Raw genomic sequence first — 18,086 nt, forward strand, 5'->3', positions numbered from 1 at the left:
TTTAAATATTTTTTAGCTTTATAATTGTATACGTTACTTAATTACCAATATTTTAAGAAAGTTAGAAAAACTTAGCAACTTAGAATCTTGGCAACTTAGCAACTTTTTTAATGAATTACATTCAGCATTTTTTGTGTTGCAATGATTGCAGCTACAGTCTGGTCTGAATCTAATCCTCTTGTTTTGAATTTCTTTTCGTTGTCTGTCCAAGTGATAATCGTTTCGCACAAAGCGTCCGAGCTGCTTCCAGGAGGAATCCGAACTACATAATCAATCAATTTTGGCAGCGTCATTTTTCTGCCTTTATATATTTTTGAAAGGGCATTCATAAAAGCATCAAATTGTCCGTCACCTTGCTCGCTTTCTTCAAAAACTTCTCCGTCAATTTTTAGGCAGAGTGTTGTAGAAGGGCGAAGTCCTTTGGCATGAGATAATAAATACGATTCCACTACAACTTTTTCCTTATACGTCTGGCTGTCCAAAACATCCGAAATGATATAAGGTAAATCCTCTTTGGTAACCGTTTCTTTTTTATCACCCAATTCGATAATTCTTTGGGTAACTAATTTCAAATCTTCAGGGTTAAGTTTTAATCCTAATTCCTGCAGATTTTTTTCGATATTGGCTTTTCCGGATGTTTTTCCTAAAGCATATTTACGTTTTCTTCCAAAACGTTCTGGAAGCAGATCATTAAAATATAAATTGTTTTTGTTGTCACCATCTGCATGAATGCCGGCAGTTTGTGTAAAAACATTATCTCCAACGATAGGTTTATTGGCTGGGATTCTATAACCGGTAAAAGTCTCAACCAGTTTACTTACGGAGTATAGAGACGATTCCTTGATATTGATTTTTACCTCAGGCATAAAATCATTAATCACCGCAACAGTACTTTCCAGCGGTGCATTTCCAGCGCGTTCTCCCATTCCGTTTACAGTAACGTGCAGTCCGCTGATACCTGCTTTTATAGCTTCCATAACATTGGCAACGCTCAAATCGTAATCGTTGTGCGCATGGAAATCAAAATGAATGTCTGGATATTTTGCTGTAATTTTTGAAATAAATTCAAAAGTGTCTGATGGAATTAACACTCCCAAAGTATCAGGCAATAATATTCTTTTGACAGGCTGTGTTGTCAAGAAATCCAAATATTGAAAAACATATTCTGGAGAATTACGCATACCATTGCTCCAGTCTTCCAGGTAAACATTGGTTGAAATTCCATTTTCAGTGGCCAATGCAATTGTTTTTGCGATTTCGGTAAAATGCTGTTCAGGCGTCTTTTTTAACTGATGGGTCAAATGGTTTAATGAACCTTTTGTCAAAAGATTCTGCACTTTGGCTCCAGCGTTTTTCATCCATTCGATAGAAATTCCGCCATCTACAAAAGCCAGTACTTCGATACGATTGGTGTAGCCTTTTTCTGCGGCCCAGGACATGATGCCGCTTACCCCTTGAAATTCACCTTCGCTCACTCGAGCCGATGCAATTTCAATACGGTCAATATGTAATTCTTCAAGCAATAATTGCGCAATGGTTAATTTTTCTGCTGCCGAAAAGGATACTCCCGAGGTCTGTTCACCATCTCGAAGCGTCGTATCCATTATTTCAATTTTTCTTTTTTCCATTATTGCTATTCTATAAAACCTTTATAAAAAGGGTATTGTATGTTTTATTATGTTGTTTTTTGCCTTCAGCAAATTTTATACTCTTCCCCGCACTTCATTTAATTTCATTGTCATAGAAACTGCTTTTGTTTCTACCCAATGATTATATTCTTCTATAGCTTTCAATCGCAAATCATTGTCTAAATAACCTTCTTCAACCATTTGAGGTGAATCGGCAACTTTAGACCAAATCCCTATTTTCGATTTGTAATCTTCTCTTTCTTTAGTATATAACTCATCCGAATTGATTTTTTCAACCGAGTGAAAACCTGCTTCTTCTAATAAATTCGGTAAATCTTCTGCAATTCTATTATTCATTCCGGCATCGGCTCTCCATTTTAAGAATATATTGTAGAATTCCTGCATGCTTTCCGGAGGCGACGGATTCCAGTCTAAATTAGTATGGTCATAATCCAAAATCGAAATTTGACCATTAGGTTTTAGTAACGATTTCATTTTTACCAAAGCTTCTTTAGGATTGTTTAACCATTGAAGTGTTCTTGCCGAAACGATTAAATCAAATTTTTCCTCTGGATTAAAATCAAATAAATCAGTATGAATTAATTCCAGATTGGTTACCTTTTGATGTACTTCCCTTCCGTTCAAAATCAAGCTTTCAGTATTGTCAATTCCTGTAACTTTTCCGTTTTCGCCAACTATTTCAGCAATATCTTTAGAAATAAAACCAGTGGCACATCCAATGTCGAGAACTTTCAGCCCAGGTTTTAAAATAGAAGACAAATGCCTGTAATCATTGGCAAGGCTTCTATCAAATACCTTTTTGGATTCCTGTCCGTCTCTTTGAATGTGTTTGTTTGCTTTCATTTGTTTTTTAAGACTTTTATTCTATCTTTTTTACCAGAAGAACAGCCATTTCTAAAACCATACTTATTTTTATTTATAAACCCGACAGATTTTTAAAACCTGTCGGGTGTTATTAAAATTGACCTTTATTTTCCAATAATTTTAATTCAACTACAAGATGGTTTTTTAGTAAGGAAGCTTGTCTGCAAAAGCAGTAATATCTTCTTTAATATTCTGCAAGTAATCAATATCATCAAATCCGTTGATCATATTGTTCTTTTTGTATCCGTTAATGGCAAAAGATTCTTGTTGTCCTGTTGCTAATAAAGTAATAGTCTGTGCTGGCAGATTGATTTCCAATTCTGTTTTTGGATCAGCTTCGATAGCTTTGAAAATAGTTTCAGCAAATTCTGGGCTTACCTGTACTGGTAAAACACCAATGTTCAGACAGTTTCCTTTAAAAATGTCTGCAAAGAAAGAAGAAACCACAGCACGGAATCCGTAATCGTAAACTGCCCAAGCAGCGTGCTCACGTGATGAACCTGAACCAAAGTTTTTTCCTCCAACAAGGATTTTTCCAGAGTAAGTAGCATCGTTTAAAACGAAATCTGCTTTTGGAGTATCATCTCCGTTGTATCTCCAGTCTCTGAAAAGATTGTCTCCAAAACCTTCACGTTTTGTAGCTTTAAGAAAACGTGCTGGAATAATTTGATCTGTATCTACGTTTTCTATCGGCAGCGGCACTGCACTGCTGGTAAGTATATTAAATTTATCGTATGCCATTTGATTTTTGATTTTTGATTAACGACTTCTGATTTTAGATTTAAAACAAAAAGCGTTAATGTTTTTTTTGTAAAATGTAAATTGAATTTTAAAATATTTTGATGCGGTTAACGAAATCTGAAATCAAAAATCGTTGATCTGCATTCATAAATCCTTTAAAAAAGTTCTCTTGGATCTGTCAATTTTCCAGTAACTGCCGCTGCTGCTGCCATAATTGGAGAAGCTAGCAACGTTCTTGAACCTGGACCCTGACGTCCTTCAAAGTTTCTGTTTGAAGTACTCACTGCATATTTTCCGGCAGGAACTTTATCATCGTTCATTGCCAAACAAGCAGAACATCCTGGCTGACGCAGTACAAATCCTGCTTCAGTCAAAATATCCAAAATACCTTCTTCTTTAATCTGAGCTTCAACAACGTGTGAACCTGGAACTAACCAAGCAGTAACGTTATCCGCTTTTTTACGGCCTTTTACAATTTCAGCAAAAGCTCTAAAATCTTCAATACGTCCGTTTGTACAGCTTCCTAAGAAAACATAATCGATTTGTTTACCGATCATCACATCATCTTCGTGGAAGCCCATATAAGCTAACGATTTTTTATAAGTTTCCTCACCGCCTTCCACTTGGTCAGCACTTGGAATATGTTTAGTGATACCAATTCCCATTCCAGGATTTGTACCATAAGTAATCATTGGTTCGATATCTTCCGCTTTGATGTTTAATTCCGCATCAAAAACAGCATCAGCATCAGTTTTCAAAGTTTTCCAGTATTCAACTGCTTTAGTCCAAGCTTCACCTTTAGGAGCATATAATCTTCCTTCAAGGAAATCAAAAGTAGTCTGGTCAGGAGCAATCATACCACCACGGGCACCCATTTCGATACTTAGGTTACACACAGTCATACGCCCTTCCATAGTCATGTTTTCGAAAACATCACCGGCATATTCAACAAAATATCCTGTACCTCCAGAAGTAGTTAATTGCGCAATAATATAAAGAGCAACGTCTTTTGGACCAACACCTTTGCTAAGAGTACCATTTACATTGATACGCATTTTTTTAGGTTTTGGCTGCATAATACATTGAGTAGAAAGTACCATCTCAACCTCTGAAGTTCCGATACCAAAAGCAATCGCTCCAAAAGCACCGTGAGTAGAAGTGTGAGAATCACCACATACAATAGTTGAACCAGGAAGAGTAATTCCGTTTTCTGGACCTACTACGTGTACAATTCCATTTTTTTGGTGGCCTAATCCCCAGTGTGAAATTCCGTATTCGGTAGCATTGTCTTCCAGCGCTTTTAACTGGTTTGCAGATAAAGCATCAGCAACAGGCAAGTGCTGGTTTATAGTTGGTGTGTTGTGATCGGCAGTGGCAAAAGTACGCTCTGGGTACAAAACCTTTACACCTCTGGATTTTAATCCTAAAAATGCAACAGGACTCGTAACTTCGTGGATGAAATGGCGGTCAATAAAAAACACATCTGGCCCATCTTCAATTTTACGCACTACATGTGAATCCCATACTTTGTCAAATAATGTCTTACTCATTTTGTTTTTTTTTAATTGTAATTGGTATAACCACAGAAACTTGATGTAATTATAATAGAAGTTCAAAAGTAAAAAAAAGTTATACTGCCGTCAATTGCAATATTTCGTTTTATACGATACCCAAACAATTCTGTTTTTTGGATAGCAAACGGTTACTGCTTTATTTTGGAAAGAGAACTATTTACAAATGGCAATACTTTTTTTTAAATGGAACAACTGGCACTGAGTTTACTGTTGTTTTTAATAATTGGCAAATTTATCGCTATTGTGCTATAAAATAACAGTTTTTGGTTTAAAAAATGTAACATTTTAAAATTAAATAGTAACAAATAGTTAGATTCATATTTAAAATTCTGCTTCTTTTTTGAAATATAATTTTGTTTTTTTCAAAGAAAATGATGTTCTCCAAGAGTATTATTTTTTCAAAAAATACTACGACATCCAAAAAATGATAAGAGATAAATATTTGACTGGAATGTAGGTTTTTTGAAAAGAAACCAATGCTATAAAATTGAAAAACATTTGGGCGTGCCACCGCTGAGAAAAGGGGCTTATTTATAGTACCGCATATACAGCCCCTTTCCCCAGCGCTGTCGGGCTATCCATGCTACTTCGGTAGCTTATTTCTATCCCTCACGCGCTCGCAGGAGCATTTGCAATGTTAGAGAAAAGACCGAATTACGTATGAAATTGAAAAATTTGACGATTATATAAATGCTGATTTCAATTGGATGGAATTAAAATCCATCCCTACAATATGATTCGAGCCTACGGCTCTGTACCGAAAAAGTCCCGTAGGAACGGCTCATTTTGTAGCAACGGATTTTAATCCGTTGGAAATGATTCATGTTATTCCTGGCAATTTAATTCTCTTTATTTTTGTTGATAATTTCCCTGTCTCTTTCCCCATAAAAAGACTAAATTTGATTTCTGCCATTTTGTGATTGTATTGTTTTTTATGGCTCACAAAGTCAATGATTTATAGGATTCAAAACTTTGAATTTGGACTTTTAATTTTTGTTATTTAAACGTATGTACTTAATATTCGATACCGAAACTACCGGTTTACCTAAGCGCTGGGATGCGCCCATCACCGATTCTGATAACTGGCCTCGCTGTATACAGATCGCTTGGCAGTTACATGACGAGATGGGAACGCTTATCGAGCATCAGGATTATTTGGTAAAGCCAGAGGGTTTTAATATACCGTATGATGCCGAGCGTATTCACGGAATCTCGACCGAATTGGCGCAACACGACGGTATTCCGTTAATGGAAGTTTTGGAGAAATTCAATGTTGCATTAGGAAAAGCAAAGTTTATAGTAGGGCAGAATTTAGGTTTCGACATAAATATTATGGGAGCCGAACTGCATCGAATGGGGGTCGATTCCCCAATGAGTTCGATGCCGGTTCTGGACACCTGTACTGAGGTTACAGCCTCGTTATTGAAACTACCGGGAGGCCGTGGAGGAAAATTCAAACTGCCAACCTTGACCGAATTACACGAATATTTATTCAGCGTCCCTTTTGCGGAAGCGCACAACGCCACCGCCGACGTTGAGGCAACTACCCGCTGTTTTTTGGAATTAGTCCGACGTGAAGTTTTTACCAAGGAAGAACTTGATGTTCCAAAGGATTATTTCGAAGCATTCCAAAATAAAAATCCGAAGGAAATTCCAATAATCGGATTAAAACACATCAATCTGAAAAAGGCTTCGGATGCCATCAGAGAGCAGCTGAAAGCATTAGCTTCTGATGATATACAAACTGTTGTTTCCGATTCGGATAAGCAAGGTTTAAAAGAAGCCAAGTTTGCGCATCTGCATAACCATACGCAGTTTTCGGTTTTGCAGTCGACTATCGGAATTGGCAATCTGGTATCGGCTACCGCCAAAAATGGCATGCCGGCAGTGGCCATGACCGACACCGGAAACATGATGGGAGCTTTCCATTTTGTGAGTGCAGTGATGAACCACAACAAAGGTGCTTCTGCCAAAAATAAAGCTTTGGCCGAGGCTGGTGAAGAACCAACCGAAACCGAAATCAAACCGATTGTAGGCTGTGAATTCAATATTTGTGATAATCATTTGGATAAATCCAAAAAAGACAATGGCTACCAAGTAGTTTTATTGGCTAAAAATAAAAATGGCTATCATAATTTGGCCAAAATGGCTTCGATAGCCTATGTGAATGGTTTTTATTATGTTCCAAGAATCGATAAAACGATAGTCGAAAAATACAAGGAAGACATCATGGTACTGTCCGGAAATTTATACGGAGAGATTCCAAGTAAAATTCTGAACATCGGTGAAAACCAAGCCGAAGAGGCTTTGATTTGGTGGAAAGAGCAATTCGGGAATGATTTTTATCTTGAAGTAATGCGCCACAATCAGGAAGATGAAAACCGTGTTAACAAGACTTTGATTGAATTTTCGCAAAAGCACAATGTTAAGCTGATTGCGACCAATAATACTTTCTATTTAAATAAGGAAGATGCCAATGCGCACGATATTTTGCTGTGTGTAAAAGACGGAGAAAAACAGGCAACACCAATTGGCCGAGGCAGAGGATATCGTTATGGACTTCCGAATCAGGAATACTATTATAAGTCGGGCGAAGAGATGAAAAAACTCTTTGCCGATTTGCCCGAAGCGATTATCAACATTCAGGAAATTGTAGATAAAGTTGAGGGTTATTCTCTTTATCGAGATGTATTGCTTCCTAAATATGATATTCCCGAAGAGTTTGTTGATCCCGAAGATGAAAAGGACAATGGCGTGCGCGGGGAAAATGCCTATTTGAGGGAATTGACGATGATCGGTGCCAGAAAAAGATACGGTGAGATTACCGAATCAATTCAGGAGCGTCTGGACTTTGAGTTATTGACGATTTCCAATTCAGGATATCCGGGTTACTTTTTGATTGTTCAGGATTTCATCGCCGAAGCCCGAAAAATGGATGTTTCGGTTGGACCGGGACGTGGATCTGCAGCGGGTTCTGCGGTTGCTTATTGTTTGGGAATTACCAATATTGACCCGATTAAGTACGACCTGCTTTTTGAGCGTTTCCTGAATCCGGATCGTGTGTCCATGCCCGATATTGATATCGATTTTGATGATGAGGGCCGTGGCCGTGTAATGGATTATGTAATCAATAAATATGGTGCCAATCAGGTGGCGCAGATTATCACTTATGGTAAAATGGCAACCAAATCAGCGATTCGTGATACGGCGCGTGTACTCGATTTGCCGTTATTTGAAGCGGATAGAATTGCAAAACTGATTCCGGGAATGATGCCGTCTAAATGGAATTTGGCACGTTTCCTTTCTGAATCAGAAGATGAGGTAAAAAAAGCATTAAAAGGTGCTGATGAGTTTGAACTTGTAAAAGAATTAATCGCTATTGCCAATGAAGATGATTTGGCAGGAGAAACTATTCAGCAGGCAAAAATTCTGGAAGGCTCGATGCGAAATACCGGTATTCACGCCTGCGGGGTGATTATCACGCCATCGGATATTACCAATTATGTTCCTGTTACTACCGCAAAGGATTCCGATTTATATGTAACGCAGTTTGATAACTCGGTTGCCGAAAGTGCGGGACTGTTGAAAATGGATTTCTTGGGTCTGAAGACCCTGACTCTGATAAAAGATACTGTTAAGTTGGTAAAATACCGAACCGGAATTGAACTTGATCCCGACACTTTCCCGATTGATGATATCAAAACTTATGAGCTGTTCCAAAGAGGTGAAACCGTTGGAATCTTCCAATACGAGTCACCCGGAATGCAGAAATACATGAAGGATCTGAAGCCAACAGTTTTTGGGGACTTGATTGCAATGAACGCCTTGTATCGTCCGGGACCTTTGGAATATATTCCTTCATTCGTTCGCAGAAAAAACGGTGAGGAAGAAATTAAATACGATCTTGATGCCTGCGAAGAATATTTGGGAGAGACTTATGGAATTACCGTTTATCAGGAGCAGGTAATGCTTTTGTCCCAGTCACTGGCAGGATTTACCAAAGGTGAAGCTGACGTTTTGCGTAAAGCTATGGGTAAGAAACAAAAGGACGTTCTTGATAAAATGAAACCGAAGTTTGTTGAACAGGCTTCTGCAAAAGGACATGATGCGAAGATTTTGGAGAAAATCTGGAAAGACTGGGAAGCTTTTGCGAGTTATGCGTTTAATAAATCGCACTCGACCTGCTATGCTTGGATTGCCTATCAAACCGCATATCTGAAAGCCCATTACCCAGCAGAATATATGGCTGCAGTGCTTTCGAATAACATGAACGATATCAAGCAAGTATCGTTTTTCATGGAAGAATGTAAACGCATGGGACTTCAGGTTTTGGGTCCTTGTGTGAACGAGTCGTATTATAAATTTACCGTAAATGATGATTATGCGGTTCGTTTCGGGATGGGAGCGATTAAAGGTGTGGGTTCAGGAGCTGTTGCTACAATTGTGGAAAACAGAAAAGACGGAAAATACAAATCGATTTTTGATTTGGCTAAACGTATTGATCTGCGTGCAGCCAATAAAAAAGCGATTGAAAACCTGGCATTAGCTGGTGGTTTTGACTCTTTTGAGGGAACTACAAGAGCACAATATTTTCACGATGATGGCGACGGAATTACCTTTTACGAAAAAGCCATGCGTTATGGTTCCAAATATCAGGAAAACGAGAATTCCTCACAGGTAAGTCTGTTTGGCGAAAGCAGTGATGTTCAGATTGCCGAACCTGTTGTGCCTCCATGTGAAGACTGGAGCACGATGGAAAAACTGGCAAAGGAAAAAGATGTGGTAGGGATTTATATTTCTGGGCACCCGTTGGACGATTATAAATTTGAGATGAAATATTTCTGCAATGCAAAATTGGAAGCATTGAAAAATATGGAACAGTATGTAGGCAAGAACCTGACTTTTGGCGGAATTATTACCAATGTACAGCACCGAGTTGCGAAGAACGGAAAAGGCTGGGGGACTTTTGTCCTTGAAGGATATGACGAGAGTTACGAGTTCAAGATTTTCGGGGAAGAGTATTTGAAGTTCAGGCATTTCTTTATTCAGAACAATTTCACTTTCATGAAAGTGCTGATTAAAGAAGGCTGGGTAAATCAGGAAACCGGTAAACGGGCAGAGCCTAGAATGCAGTTTGTTTTAGTGCAGTATCTGCAGGATGTACTGAGTACTTTTGCTAAAAAACTCATTCTTTTATTGAATATTAAAGATATCGAAGCGGAACTTGTTCATAAGCTGAATCATCTTTTCCAAGAGTATAAAGGTGATAATACTGTAGCTTTTGAAATCATGGAACTCGAAAAAATAAAGCGTCTTGTCGAAACAACTCCCGAATTTGAAACGGATGAAGAAGCATTTGCAGAAGAAAATGAAGAAGCTGGTGAAATAACCGAAGCCAAACAAGTCACCGAAGTCGAAGAAATTAAAGTGGTCACTAAATTAGCGATGCCAAGCCGAAAACTTAAGGTTCAGATCTCGAATGAATTATTATTTGAACTGGAAAAAATGCAGATTAATTTCAAGCTGAATTAGTTTTTTTAGGAGCAGCGGATTGCTTTTTGGATTTATAGGTTACTTGTTTCAAAATAATTTTTGGAGGAGTTTAAATAAGTTGTTAATAGCAACGCCTATCAAAATCATGGCTTGCCTATGATTTTGATAGGCGAGCCTACCCAAAGCATAGGCGAGCCTAAACAATTGATATGCTGCACCTATGAAAATCGCAGGCTGGCCTTTAAAATTAAGAGGGTCACCTATCCATTTTAAAGGCATCTCCTGGCAAAACGATAGGTGAGCCTACGAAAACTGAAGGCGTGCCTATCTATAATAGAGGTATCGCCTGCAGAATTGAGAGCCACGCCATAATGATAGTATGGCGACTACTATGAAGCCTAGTAATTTTTTTTTGATTTTGCAAACTATCCAGATAAAGCAAATGCCTATATGGAGTGCCTATATCTTTATACAATTAATATTCCTGTAGTGTATAAAGATTATTTTATCAAAATTTATTGAAGATATATGTAGAAAATAAATATTCGTTCAAGGTTACCGGATAACTCACAGGTTTCATTTAAATAATATTGATATTGTTTAAATTGTAAATCAATGAGTTATTTTTGTACAAGAATAAGCATCCCCAACATATTTTTAACAGAAAAAAAAGCATTATGCAGAGTTTTGGCGCAAGCAAAGAATTTATAAAAGATGAAGATCTCGAATGGGAATCAGTCGGCGATGGTATAAAACGCAAAATAATGGGCTATGATGATTCTATTATGATGGTCAATGTGCTTTTCGAAAAAGGCGCCATAGGAACATTGCATGAACATTATCATTCGCAAGTGACCAATGTTGCCAAAGGCGTTTTTGAAGTAACTATTAGTAATGTGACCCAAGTAATGAAGGAAGGTGACTGCTTTTATATTCCGCCCCATGCCATTCACGGGGTACTTTGTCTGGAAGATGGTCTGCTGATTGATGTTTTTAGCCCAGTTCGGGAGGATTTTATGCAGAAAAAGACATACTGATCCGTGAATTATGAAAATCAAAGTATTTGCAAATCGCCAACTCTAATTATTTTTGTAAATTTGCGCCTCAACAAAAAATAAACACAATGGAAAACGGAATATACGCTAAATTCAACACCGCAAAAGGTTCAATTTTAGTAAAACTGACACACGATTTGACACCTGGAACTGTAGGTAACTTTGTTGCTCTGGCAGAAGGAAATATGGAAAACAAAGTAAAACCTCAAGGGCAGAAATTCTATGATGGATTGAATTTTCATAGAGTAATTCCAGATTTTATGATTCAGGGTGGATGCCCAAAAGGAACTGGAACTGGAGATCCGGGTTATAAATTTGATGATGAATTTCATCCATCCTTAAAACACGATAAACCAGGGGTACTTTCTATGGCTAATTCTGGTCCAGGGTCTAACGGTTCTCAATTTTTTATCACGCACGTACCAACTTCTTGGTTAGATAACAAGCATACTGTTTTTGGACATGTAATAGAAGGACAGGATGTAGTTGATGCCGTTGCTCAAGGTGATTCATTGGATACAGTAGAAATTATCAGAGTTGGAGAAGAAGCTCAAAAATGGAATGCTATTGAAGCTTTTATTGGTTTAAAAGGTGCCCGTATGAAAAGAGAAGCAGCTGCAAAAGCAGAATCTGAAGCAAAAATGGAAACATTAGCTGCTGGTTTTGAAAAAACAGAAAGCGGTCTGCGTTACCAATTTATCCAGAGAGGTTCTGGTAAAAAAGCAGAAAATGGTAAAACCGTTGCTGTTCATTACGAAGGTTCATTAGAAAACGGTAAAGTTTTTGATTCTTCTTACCCAAGAAAAAAACCAATTGAATTTAGATTAGGTCAAGGTCAAGTAATAGAAGGCTGGGACGAAGGTATTGCTTTGCTGCAAGTGGGAGATAAAGCCCGCTTTGTAATCCCATCAGATTTAGGATATGGACCAGCTGGTGCTGGCGGGGTTATTCCGCCTAATGCAATTTTAATTTTTGATGTCGAATTAATGGACGTTAAATAGTAAGCCATATTGCTATAAACACTAATCCCAATTATCTTTTGATGTTGGGATTTTTTTATGAGTTAAATAATGGGGAAAAAACATTTTAACAGTGTTTACTTTTTTTAGTTAAAATTCTTCGTCATCAGTTTACTTTTAAAAATAAAAAAATGACACATTATCAGCAGTTTGAGGAAAAATATACGATTAAAAGCGTGTTCTTAAATATTTTGAAAGATTAAACTGTAGTTTAAACAAATTCCTTACATAGTTATTTTTGTAATATTTACAAATTTTAGTTATTTTTTTAACAAGAAACAAGAGTATTGTTTAAAATATTTATGAAAAAGCAATCATTATATGTTATTCGAGCAGGTGCTGTTATGCGAAAAGGTATTAAATATAATTTTGTGAAAATATAAATTTCAAAAATGAAGACAAAATTATTTTTATTAGGATTATTGGTTTCTGCTATTACTATGGTGGGACAGACAAGCACTCCAGATAGTAAGCCAGAAACTTGGTATTTCAAATTAGGAGGTTCTTACTTTATGCAGACTGCAGCTACAGAATTTCCAATTGTTTCGGGTGCATTGCCAAATACGGATGTATATGCTGCAAATGGAACTACTTTAGTTTCAAGAGAAACAAATCATGGCTCTTTTGGAGAAGGCTTTCGCACAGGTTTAAATGTTGGGTACCGTTTTTCACCACGATTAGGTGTCGAGATGGGATTTAATTATTTTAGCAGTAAAAGCAAAACTATGGTTGAAACTGTAAATAGATTGGTTGCGCCGGGTCCAGTTTTTGCGACTGGTACTGCTGAAGGCAAAATCACTGCCTTTGACCTTGCGCCTGCTGTTGTTCTCTTCCTTGGTGAAACTAAAGGATTTGAGCCTTATACCAAAGTTGGAGTTATTGTTCCTGTCGTAGGTGATTTGACTATTGAAACAAAGAGAACATACACTAGTCCAGCTGGAACAGTAAATGCTTATGCAAAAGATGTAGTGTTGCCAAATCCAACAGTTGGCTTTATGGCAGCTTTGGGAACTTCATACAAAGTAGGTAAAAATATTTCTCTTTTTGCTGAGGTTGAATATCGTAATTTTACTGTGCACGGAAAATCAAAAGAAACAAAGGAATATACAGAGAACGGTGTAGATAAATTGAATGTTCCTACCTCATTCCGCCCAGATGCATCTTATTCTGCAAGCCATGTAGATTATGTTGAGCAGTTAAATAGCGGTTCAAATCATTATTTGTTTAACCCAAATACAACTACTGCTAATATTTCTACCGATACAACAAGACCTAATGATGCAATGAATGATATCAGTTCATATGTTGGAATTTCCGGTTTAGGTTTTACTTTCGGTTTGAAATACAGTTTATAAATAAAAGCATTGCAATATATAATAAGACCTTCTGCAAAGAGGGTCTTTTTTTGTTGGATAAAATATCTTGAATGCAAATATCCTAGCCCAGATGGAAACGGCATCCTGTTGTCCCGGGGTTCGGGACAACAGATATAGTGTACAGCTGGAAATAGCTCCAAATCATTTTGAAAATAACAATTAGCAATACATTTATAATGAAAACTAATTTTGGAATGACGTATGGTTGGGTTTTAATTTCTAAATTTGTACTCTAGTTTTAATAATAAGCATTAAACATTAAATAAAATCAGTATGGCATTAGCAATAACAGATGCTACTTTTGATGAAGTAGTTTTGAAATCAGATAAACCGGTAATGGTAGATTTTTGGGCAGCATGGTGTGGTCCTTGTAGAATGGTCGGGCCAATCATTGACGAACTGAGCAGCGAGTACGAAGGGAAAGTTGTTGTTGGGAAAGTTGATGTAGATGCCAACCAGGAATTTGCTGCAAAATATGGTGTTAGAAACATTCCGACAGTATTAGTTTTCCATAACGGAGAGGTTGTTGGGAAACAAGTTGGAGTAGCTCCAAAACAAACGTACGCAGATAGTTTAGATGCATTATTGTAATCTAGATTGAAATAATTTTAAAAGGCCTGATTTTGTCAGGCCTTTTTTGTTTGAAATAATTTTGATGGAGTAGTCATTTCATTTAGGGATATAAAAAAGGCCTGTTTTTTTCTTTTCCTTTGAAGCGGCTAGAATAAGGAAAAATATAAAAGACAGTTTGTATTGATTAAGGACATTAATTTTCCATTAAATAATTAAGTCGGTTAGGCTAAATGATATATAATTTCTTAGTGGTTAAAAAATGAAAAACCATTTAACAGTTTACTTTTAAATTGTCCACTGCACGATGTAGTGTAATCAACTTTTTTATACATTTGAAATATGAAGATCGAATCGCAGATAGAAAAAATATCAAGTTTCCAGCATCTGGAATTATTGGCCAACCAAGTAGTGGAAGGTTTTATTTCGGGAATGCACAAGAGTCCGTTTCATGGTTTTTCGGCTGAGTTTGCCGAACATAAAGTTTATAATACGGGAGAAACTACAAAACACATCGATTGGAAGCTGTTTGCAAAAACCGATCGTCTTTATACCAAACGGTATGAGGAAGAAACCAACTTGAGATGTCATGTCATTATTGACAATTCCTCATCGATGCATTATCCAAAGTTGAAAAGCGACCAGCAATTCTATGAAAGCAAAATAGGTTTTGCGGTACTGGCTTCGGCAGTTTTGATGAATTTATTGAAAAAACAGAGGGATGCAGTGGGTTTAAGTGTTTTTTCGGATAGTTATGAATACTATGCGCCCGAAAAAGGAAGTGACCGTCATCACAGAATGATTTTGAATAAACTGGAATCACTTTTGGATAATTTCAAAGAGAAAAAACAGACGGATACTATTACCTATCTACATCAAATTGCAGAGAAGATTCACAGGCGTTCGATGATTATTTTATTTACAGATATGTTTCAGTCTGAAGATGAAGAAGCATTATTTAACGCTTTGCAGCATTTAAAGCATAATAAACACAAAGTGGTTTTGTTTCATGTAATTGATAAAGAAACGGAGCTGCAATTTGATTTTGATAATAGTCCAAGGAAATTTATTGATGTAGAAACAGGTGACGAAGTAGTTTTTTTTGCAGATAATGTCAAAGAGGAATACGAAAAAACGGTTGGAGATTACTTCAAAAAACTCGCTTTGACGTGTGCTCAAAACAAAATAAAGTATATTCCTGTGGGAGTTGGCGAAAGTTTTGATAAAATTTTGACAGCTTATTTAGTTGAAAAACAAAACTTTGGATAGTAAGACTGAAATTTTTTTAAAATTCTCTGATAAAAGTCTTGTGTAAACGGAAATCTATTGTATCTTTGCCACCGCAATAAAGCAGAGGTTTGGTAGTTCAGTTGGTTAGAATACATGCCTGTCACGCATGGGGTCGCGGGTTCGAGTCCCGTCCAGACCGCAATATTGGGAAAAGCCCCGCTTTAGCGGGGCTTTTTTGCCCAAATAAGGTATCTAAAGCTAGTTGTGTTGTTTTCTCGTTTAGAACGAGATCGGTTTGTAGTTAGACCAATGAAAAGCTTTCCAATGTTTCTGAATTTATTCGGAATCTACGGATGGCTTTTTTGATTTTTTTAAGAGAATTTTTTTTGTTCTTTGTATTAATAAATAGTTGCGTAAAAGAAAATCTATTGTATCTTTGCAACCGCATAAAACAAGGTTTGGTAGTTCAGTTGGTTAGAATACATGCCTGTCACGCATGGGGTCGCGGGTTCGAGTCCCGTCCAGACCGCACATTGTTTAAAAGTCTTTTCTTAACAGAAAAGACTTTTTTTTTGCGCAATAATCTAAGCTTAAACAAAAAAAAGGATCAGGAACAAAAGCTTTTTCCAATAATCATTTATATCTTAGTGAATAGTTTGATATGGTACATGAGTGCTAAAATCAGAATGATTTTTTGTTCTAAAAACCAATAATCTAGAATGGTATGAAAGATATTGCAAAGCGTTTTCCTCAAAATCCATTACTGTCTCCTTCGGATTTATTGCCTAGTCATGAAAGTTTACAGATAGCTTGCCTTCTCAATCCTGGAGTGTTTCAGTTTGAGGGAAAAACATGGATGATTGTTAGAGTTGCTGAAAGACCAATACAAAAAGATGATGCAATCTCGTTTCCAATTCTAACTGAAGCGGGTATTGAAATAATGGAAATTCACTCAAATCACCCCGAATTGGATGCTAGTGATGCAAGAGTTATTAATTACATAGGGGCAGATTATTTAACAACGCTGTCTCATTTAAGGCTGGTGTGCAGTGATGATGGGGTTTTGTTTTATCAGCCCAAAGATTATTCGATATTAATTGGTCAGGGGTTATTGGAGTCATTTGGAATTGAGGATTGCCGTGTATCATATATAGAAGGGATTTATTATTTGACATACACTGCTGTGTCACCTAATGGTGTTGGTGTAGGATTGCGGACGACTATCGATTGGAAAAATTTTGAATCTCACGGAATGATATTACCGCCACACAATAAAGATTGTGCTGTTTTTGATGAAAAAATCAATGGATTGTTTTATGCTTTGCATCGCCCCAGCAGTATAGCCATTGGGGGAAATTATATCTGGATAGCATCCTCCCCAGATGGGATTCATTGGGCTAATCATCAATGTATTTTAAAAACAAGAAAAGGGAGTTGGGACAGCGCCCGTATCGGTGCAGGTGCTTCTCCAATAAAAACCGAAAAAGGGTGGCTTGCTATATATCATGGTGCGAATGAAAAACATCAATACTGTTTGGGTGCTTTTTTAATGGATTTGGAGAATCCTTCAAAAGTAATAGCGAGAACCGAAGATCCTATTATGTCACCAACTGAAAATTATGAGCTTGCTGGTTTCTTCGGTAATGTGGTTTTTACCAATGGACATATTCTAAATCCAGATGGTGATACCGTGACTATATATTATGGCGCTTCTGATGAATTTGTTTGTGGTGCCGAATTCTCCATTAAAGAAATCTTTTCTCTTCTGCAGTATTATTAGGAGCTTTATCCTGCTATTCATTTCAATCTTGTGTCCCGAACCCCGGCTCACAAGGATTTCCATTTCTATCAGGGCTAGGGCATCAGTTTTCATAATAAAGAGAGTAGAATAGCTGTATCTATTATATATAGGATAGAAGTGTTAAAACGTAAAATCGGTGCAGATCTGTTTAATCTGTCAGATCTGTGGCTTATTTTAAACATGCAGAATTGGTAAAGAAACCTTCGGAATCCTTCCAAAACCGATAAAACCGCCGAAAAAAAACCTGTCAGAATTAAAAATCCTCAAAAACCCCTGCTGTAAATCAAAGATTGCCAGAGTATTAAAAAATAAACAAAAAATAATCACAAAAACCCATTGTTTAAACGGAAAAACTGACTATTTTTGCACCCGCAACAGCGATGACGTTCATTAAAATACTGGCAGGCTAAAATAATCGGGACGAAAAAATATTTTCGAAAAAAGATTTAAAAAGCTTGCAAGATTTAAAAATGTGAGTTACTTTTGCACCCCGCAAAACGCGTAACGTTCCTTGAGAGACTGTAGAGAAAACGAGAAGAAAACGAAAATAAAATTTTCAAAAAAACTTCAAGATTATCTTGCCGGTTAAAAAAGAATTGTTACTTTTGCACCCGCTTTGAGAGACAAGCGGAATAAGAAAAAGACACGTTCCTGGACATATTGAATTGACAGCCGTCACGCTGAGAGGCGTGACAGATAAAATAAGAGTAATAG

General features: G+C 37.0%; 11 protein-coding genes and 2 tRNA genes. 9 read left to right on the plus strand and 4 right to left on the minus strand.

The window, feature by feature from the left end:
* Positions 1-107: 107 nt before the first annotated feature.
* The 4 genes from ABEG11_RS10205 to leuC all read right to left on the minus strand — a co-directional run bounded on the left by ABEG11_RS10205 (position 108) and on the right by leuC (position 4,804).
* Positions 108-1,628, minus strand: a complete 1,521-nt coding sequence (locus ABEG11_RS10205) for a hydroxymethylglutaryl-CoA lyase-like TIM-barrel protein (protein ID WP_348824063.1) — start codon at positions 1,626-1,628, stop codon at positions 108-110.
* A 75-nt stretch (positions 1,629-1,703) separates the two neighbouring features.
* Positions 1,704-2,492: a methyltransferase domain-containing protein gene (locus ABEG11_RS10210; RefSeq protein ID WP_348824064.1), complete on the minus strand. Its 789-nt coding sequence runs from the start codon at positions 2,490-2,492 to the stop codon at positions 1,704-1,706.
* Between the two features lie 165 nt (positions 2,493-2,657).
* A complete protein-coding gene (gene leuD, locus ABEG11_RS10215; protein WP_348824065.1) occupies positions 2,658-3,254 on the minus strand; it encodes a 3-isopropylmalate dehydratase small subunit in 597 nt (198 codons plus the stop codon).
* Between the two features lie 155 nt (positions 3,255-3,409).
* The gene (gene leuC, locus ABEG11_RS10220; RefSeq protein WP_348824066.1) at positions 3,410-4,804 is read right to left on the minus strand and encodes a 3-isopropylmalate dehydratase large subunit; all 1,395 of its coding nucleotides are present in this window, start codon (positions 4,802-4,804) and stop codon (positions 3,410-3,412) included.
* 1,032 nt (positions 4,805-5,836) lie between these two features.
* Between leuC and dnaE the strand changes: the two genes are divergently transcribed.
* The 9 genes from dnaE (at position 5,837) to ABEG11_RS10265 (ending at position 17,351) form a co-directional block, all read left to right on the plus strand.
* Positions 5,837-10,360, plus strand: coding sequence for a DNA polymerase III subunit alpha (gene dnaE, locus ABEG11_RS10225; protein WP_348824067.1), 4,524 nt, complete (start codon positions 5,837-5,839; stop codon positions 10,358-10,360).
* 638 nt (positions 10,361-10,998) lie between these two features.
* Positions 10,999-11,358: a cupin domain-containing protein gene (locus tag ABEG11_RS10230; RefSeq protein WP_348824068.1), complete on the plus strand. Its 360-nt coding sequence runs from the start codon at positions 10,999-11,001 to the stop codon at positions 11,356-11,358.
* Positions 11,359-11,444: 86 nt separating this feature from the next.
* Positions 11,445-12,377, plus strand: coding sequence for a peptidylprolyl isomerase (locus ABEG11_RS10235; RefSeq protein ID WP_348824069.1), 933 nt, complete (start codon positions 11,445-11,447; stop codon positions 12,375-12,377).
* 410 nt (positions 12,378-12,787) lie between these two features.
* Positions 12,788-13,750, plus strand: coding sequence for an outer membrane beta-barrel protein (locus ABEG11_RS10240; protein ID WP_348824070.1), 963 nt, complete (start codon positions 12,788-12,790; stop codon positions 13,748-13,750).
* 294 nt (positions 13,751-14,044) lie between these two features.
* Positions 14,045-14,362, plus strand: a complete 318-nt coding sequence (trxA, locus tag ABEG11_RS10245; protein WP_007805142.1) for a thioredoxin — start codon at positions 14,045-14,047, stop codon at positions 14,360-14,362.
* 321 nt (positions 14,363-14,683) lie between these two features.
* Positions 14,684-15,610, plus strand: a complete 927-nt coding sequence (locus ABEG11_RS10250; protein WP_348824071.1) for a DUF58 domain-containing protein — start codon at positions 14,684-14,686, stop codon at positions 15,608-15,610.
* Between the two features lie 86 nt (positions 15,611-15,696).
* Positions 15,697-15,770: transfer RNA gene (locus ABEG11_RS10255), tRNA-Asp, on the plus strand.
* A gap of 256 nt (positions 15,771-16,026) precedes the next feature.
* Positions 16,027-16,100, plus strand: a tRNA-Asp gene (locus tag ABEG11_RS10260).
* Positions 16,101-16,295: 195 nt separating this feature from the next.
* Positions 16,296-17,351: a glycoside hydrolase family 130 protein gene (locus ABEG11_RS10265; RefSeq protein WP_348824072.1), complete on the plus strand. Its 1,056-nt coding sequence runs from the start codon at positions 16,296-16,298 to the stop codon at positions 17,349-17,351.
* Positions 17,352-18,086: the final 735 nt, after the last annotated feature.

Origin of the sequence: Flavobacterium aestuarii (assembly GCF_040049115.1) — a bacterium.
Taxonomy (GTDB): Bacteria; Bacteroidota; Bacteroidia; order Flavobacteriales; family Flavobacteriaceae; genus Flavobacterium; species Flavobacterium aestuarii.

What these genes read in the sequence shown, in the direction of transcription:
- ABEG11_RS10205 (WP_348824063.1), bottom strand. Translation starts at nt 1,628, where the DNA reads ATGGAAAAAAGAAAAATTGAAATAATGGATACGACGCTTCGAGATGGT.
- ABEG11_RS10210 (WP_348824064.1), bottom strand. Translation starts at nt 2,492, where the DNA reads ATGAAAGCAAACAAACACATTCAAAGAGACGGACAGGAATCCAAAAAG.
- leuD (WP_348824065.1), bottom strand. Translation starts at nt 3,254, where the DNA reads ATGGCATACGATAAATTTAATATACTTACCAGCAGTGCAGTGCCGCTG.
- leuC (WP_348824066.1), bottom strand. Translation starts at nt 4,804, where the DNA reads ATGAGTAAGACATTATTTGACAAAGTATGGGATTCACATGTAGTGCGT.
- dnaE (WP_348824067.1), top strand. Translation starts at nt 5,837, where the DNA reads ATGTACTTAATATTCGATACCGAAACTACCGGTTTACCTAAGCGCTGG.
- ABEG11_RS10230 (WP_348824068.1), top strand. Translation starts at nt 10,999, where the DNA reads ATGCAGAGTTTTGGCGCAAGCAAAGAATTTATAAAAGATGAAGATCTC.
- ABEG11_RS10235 (WP_348824069.1), top strand. Translation starts at nt 11,445, where the DNA reads ATGGAAAACGGAATATACGCTAAATTCAACACCGCAAAAGGTTCAATT.
- ABEG11_RS10240 (WP_348824070.1), top strand. Translation starts at nt 12,788, where the DNA reads ATGAAGACAAAATTATTTTTATTAGGATTATTGGTTTCTGCTATTACT.
- trxA (WP_007805142.1), top strand. Translation starts at nt 14,045, where the DNA reads ATGGCATTAGCAATAACAGATGCTACTTTTGATGAAGTAGTTTTGAAA.
- ABEG11_RS10250 (WP_348824071.1), top strand. Translation starts at nt 14,684, where the DNA reads ATGAAGATCGAATCGCAGATAGAAAAAATATCAAGTTTCCAGCATCTG.
- ABEG11_RS10265 (WP_348824072.1), top strand. Translation starts at nt 16,296, where the DNA reads ATGAAAGATATTGCAAAGCGTTTTCCTCAAAATCCATTACTGTCTCCT.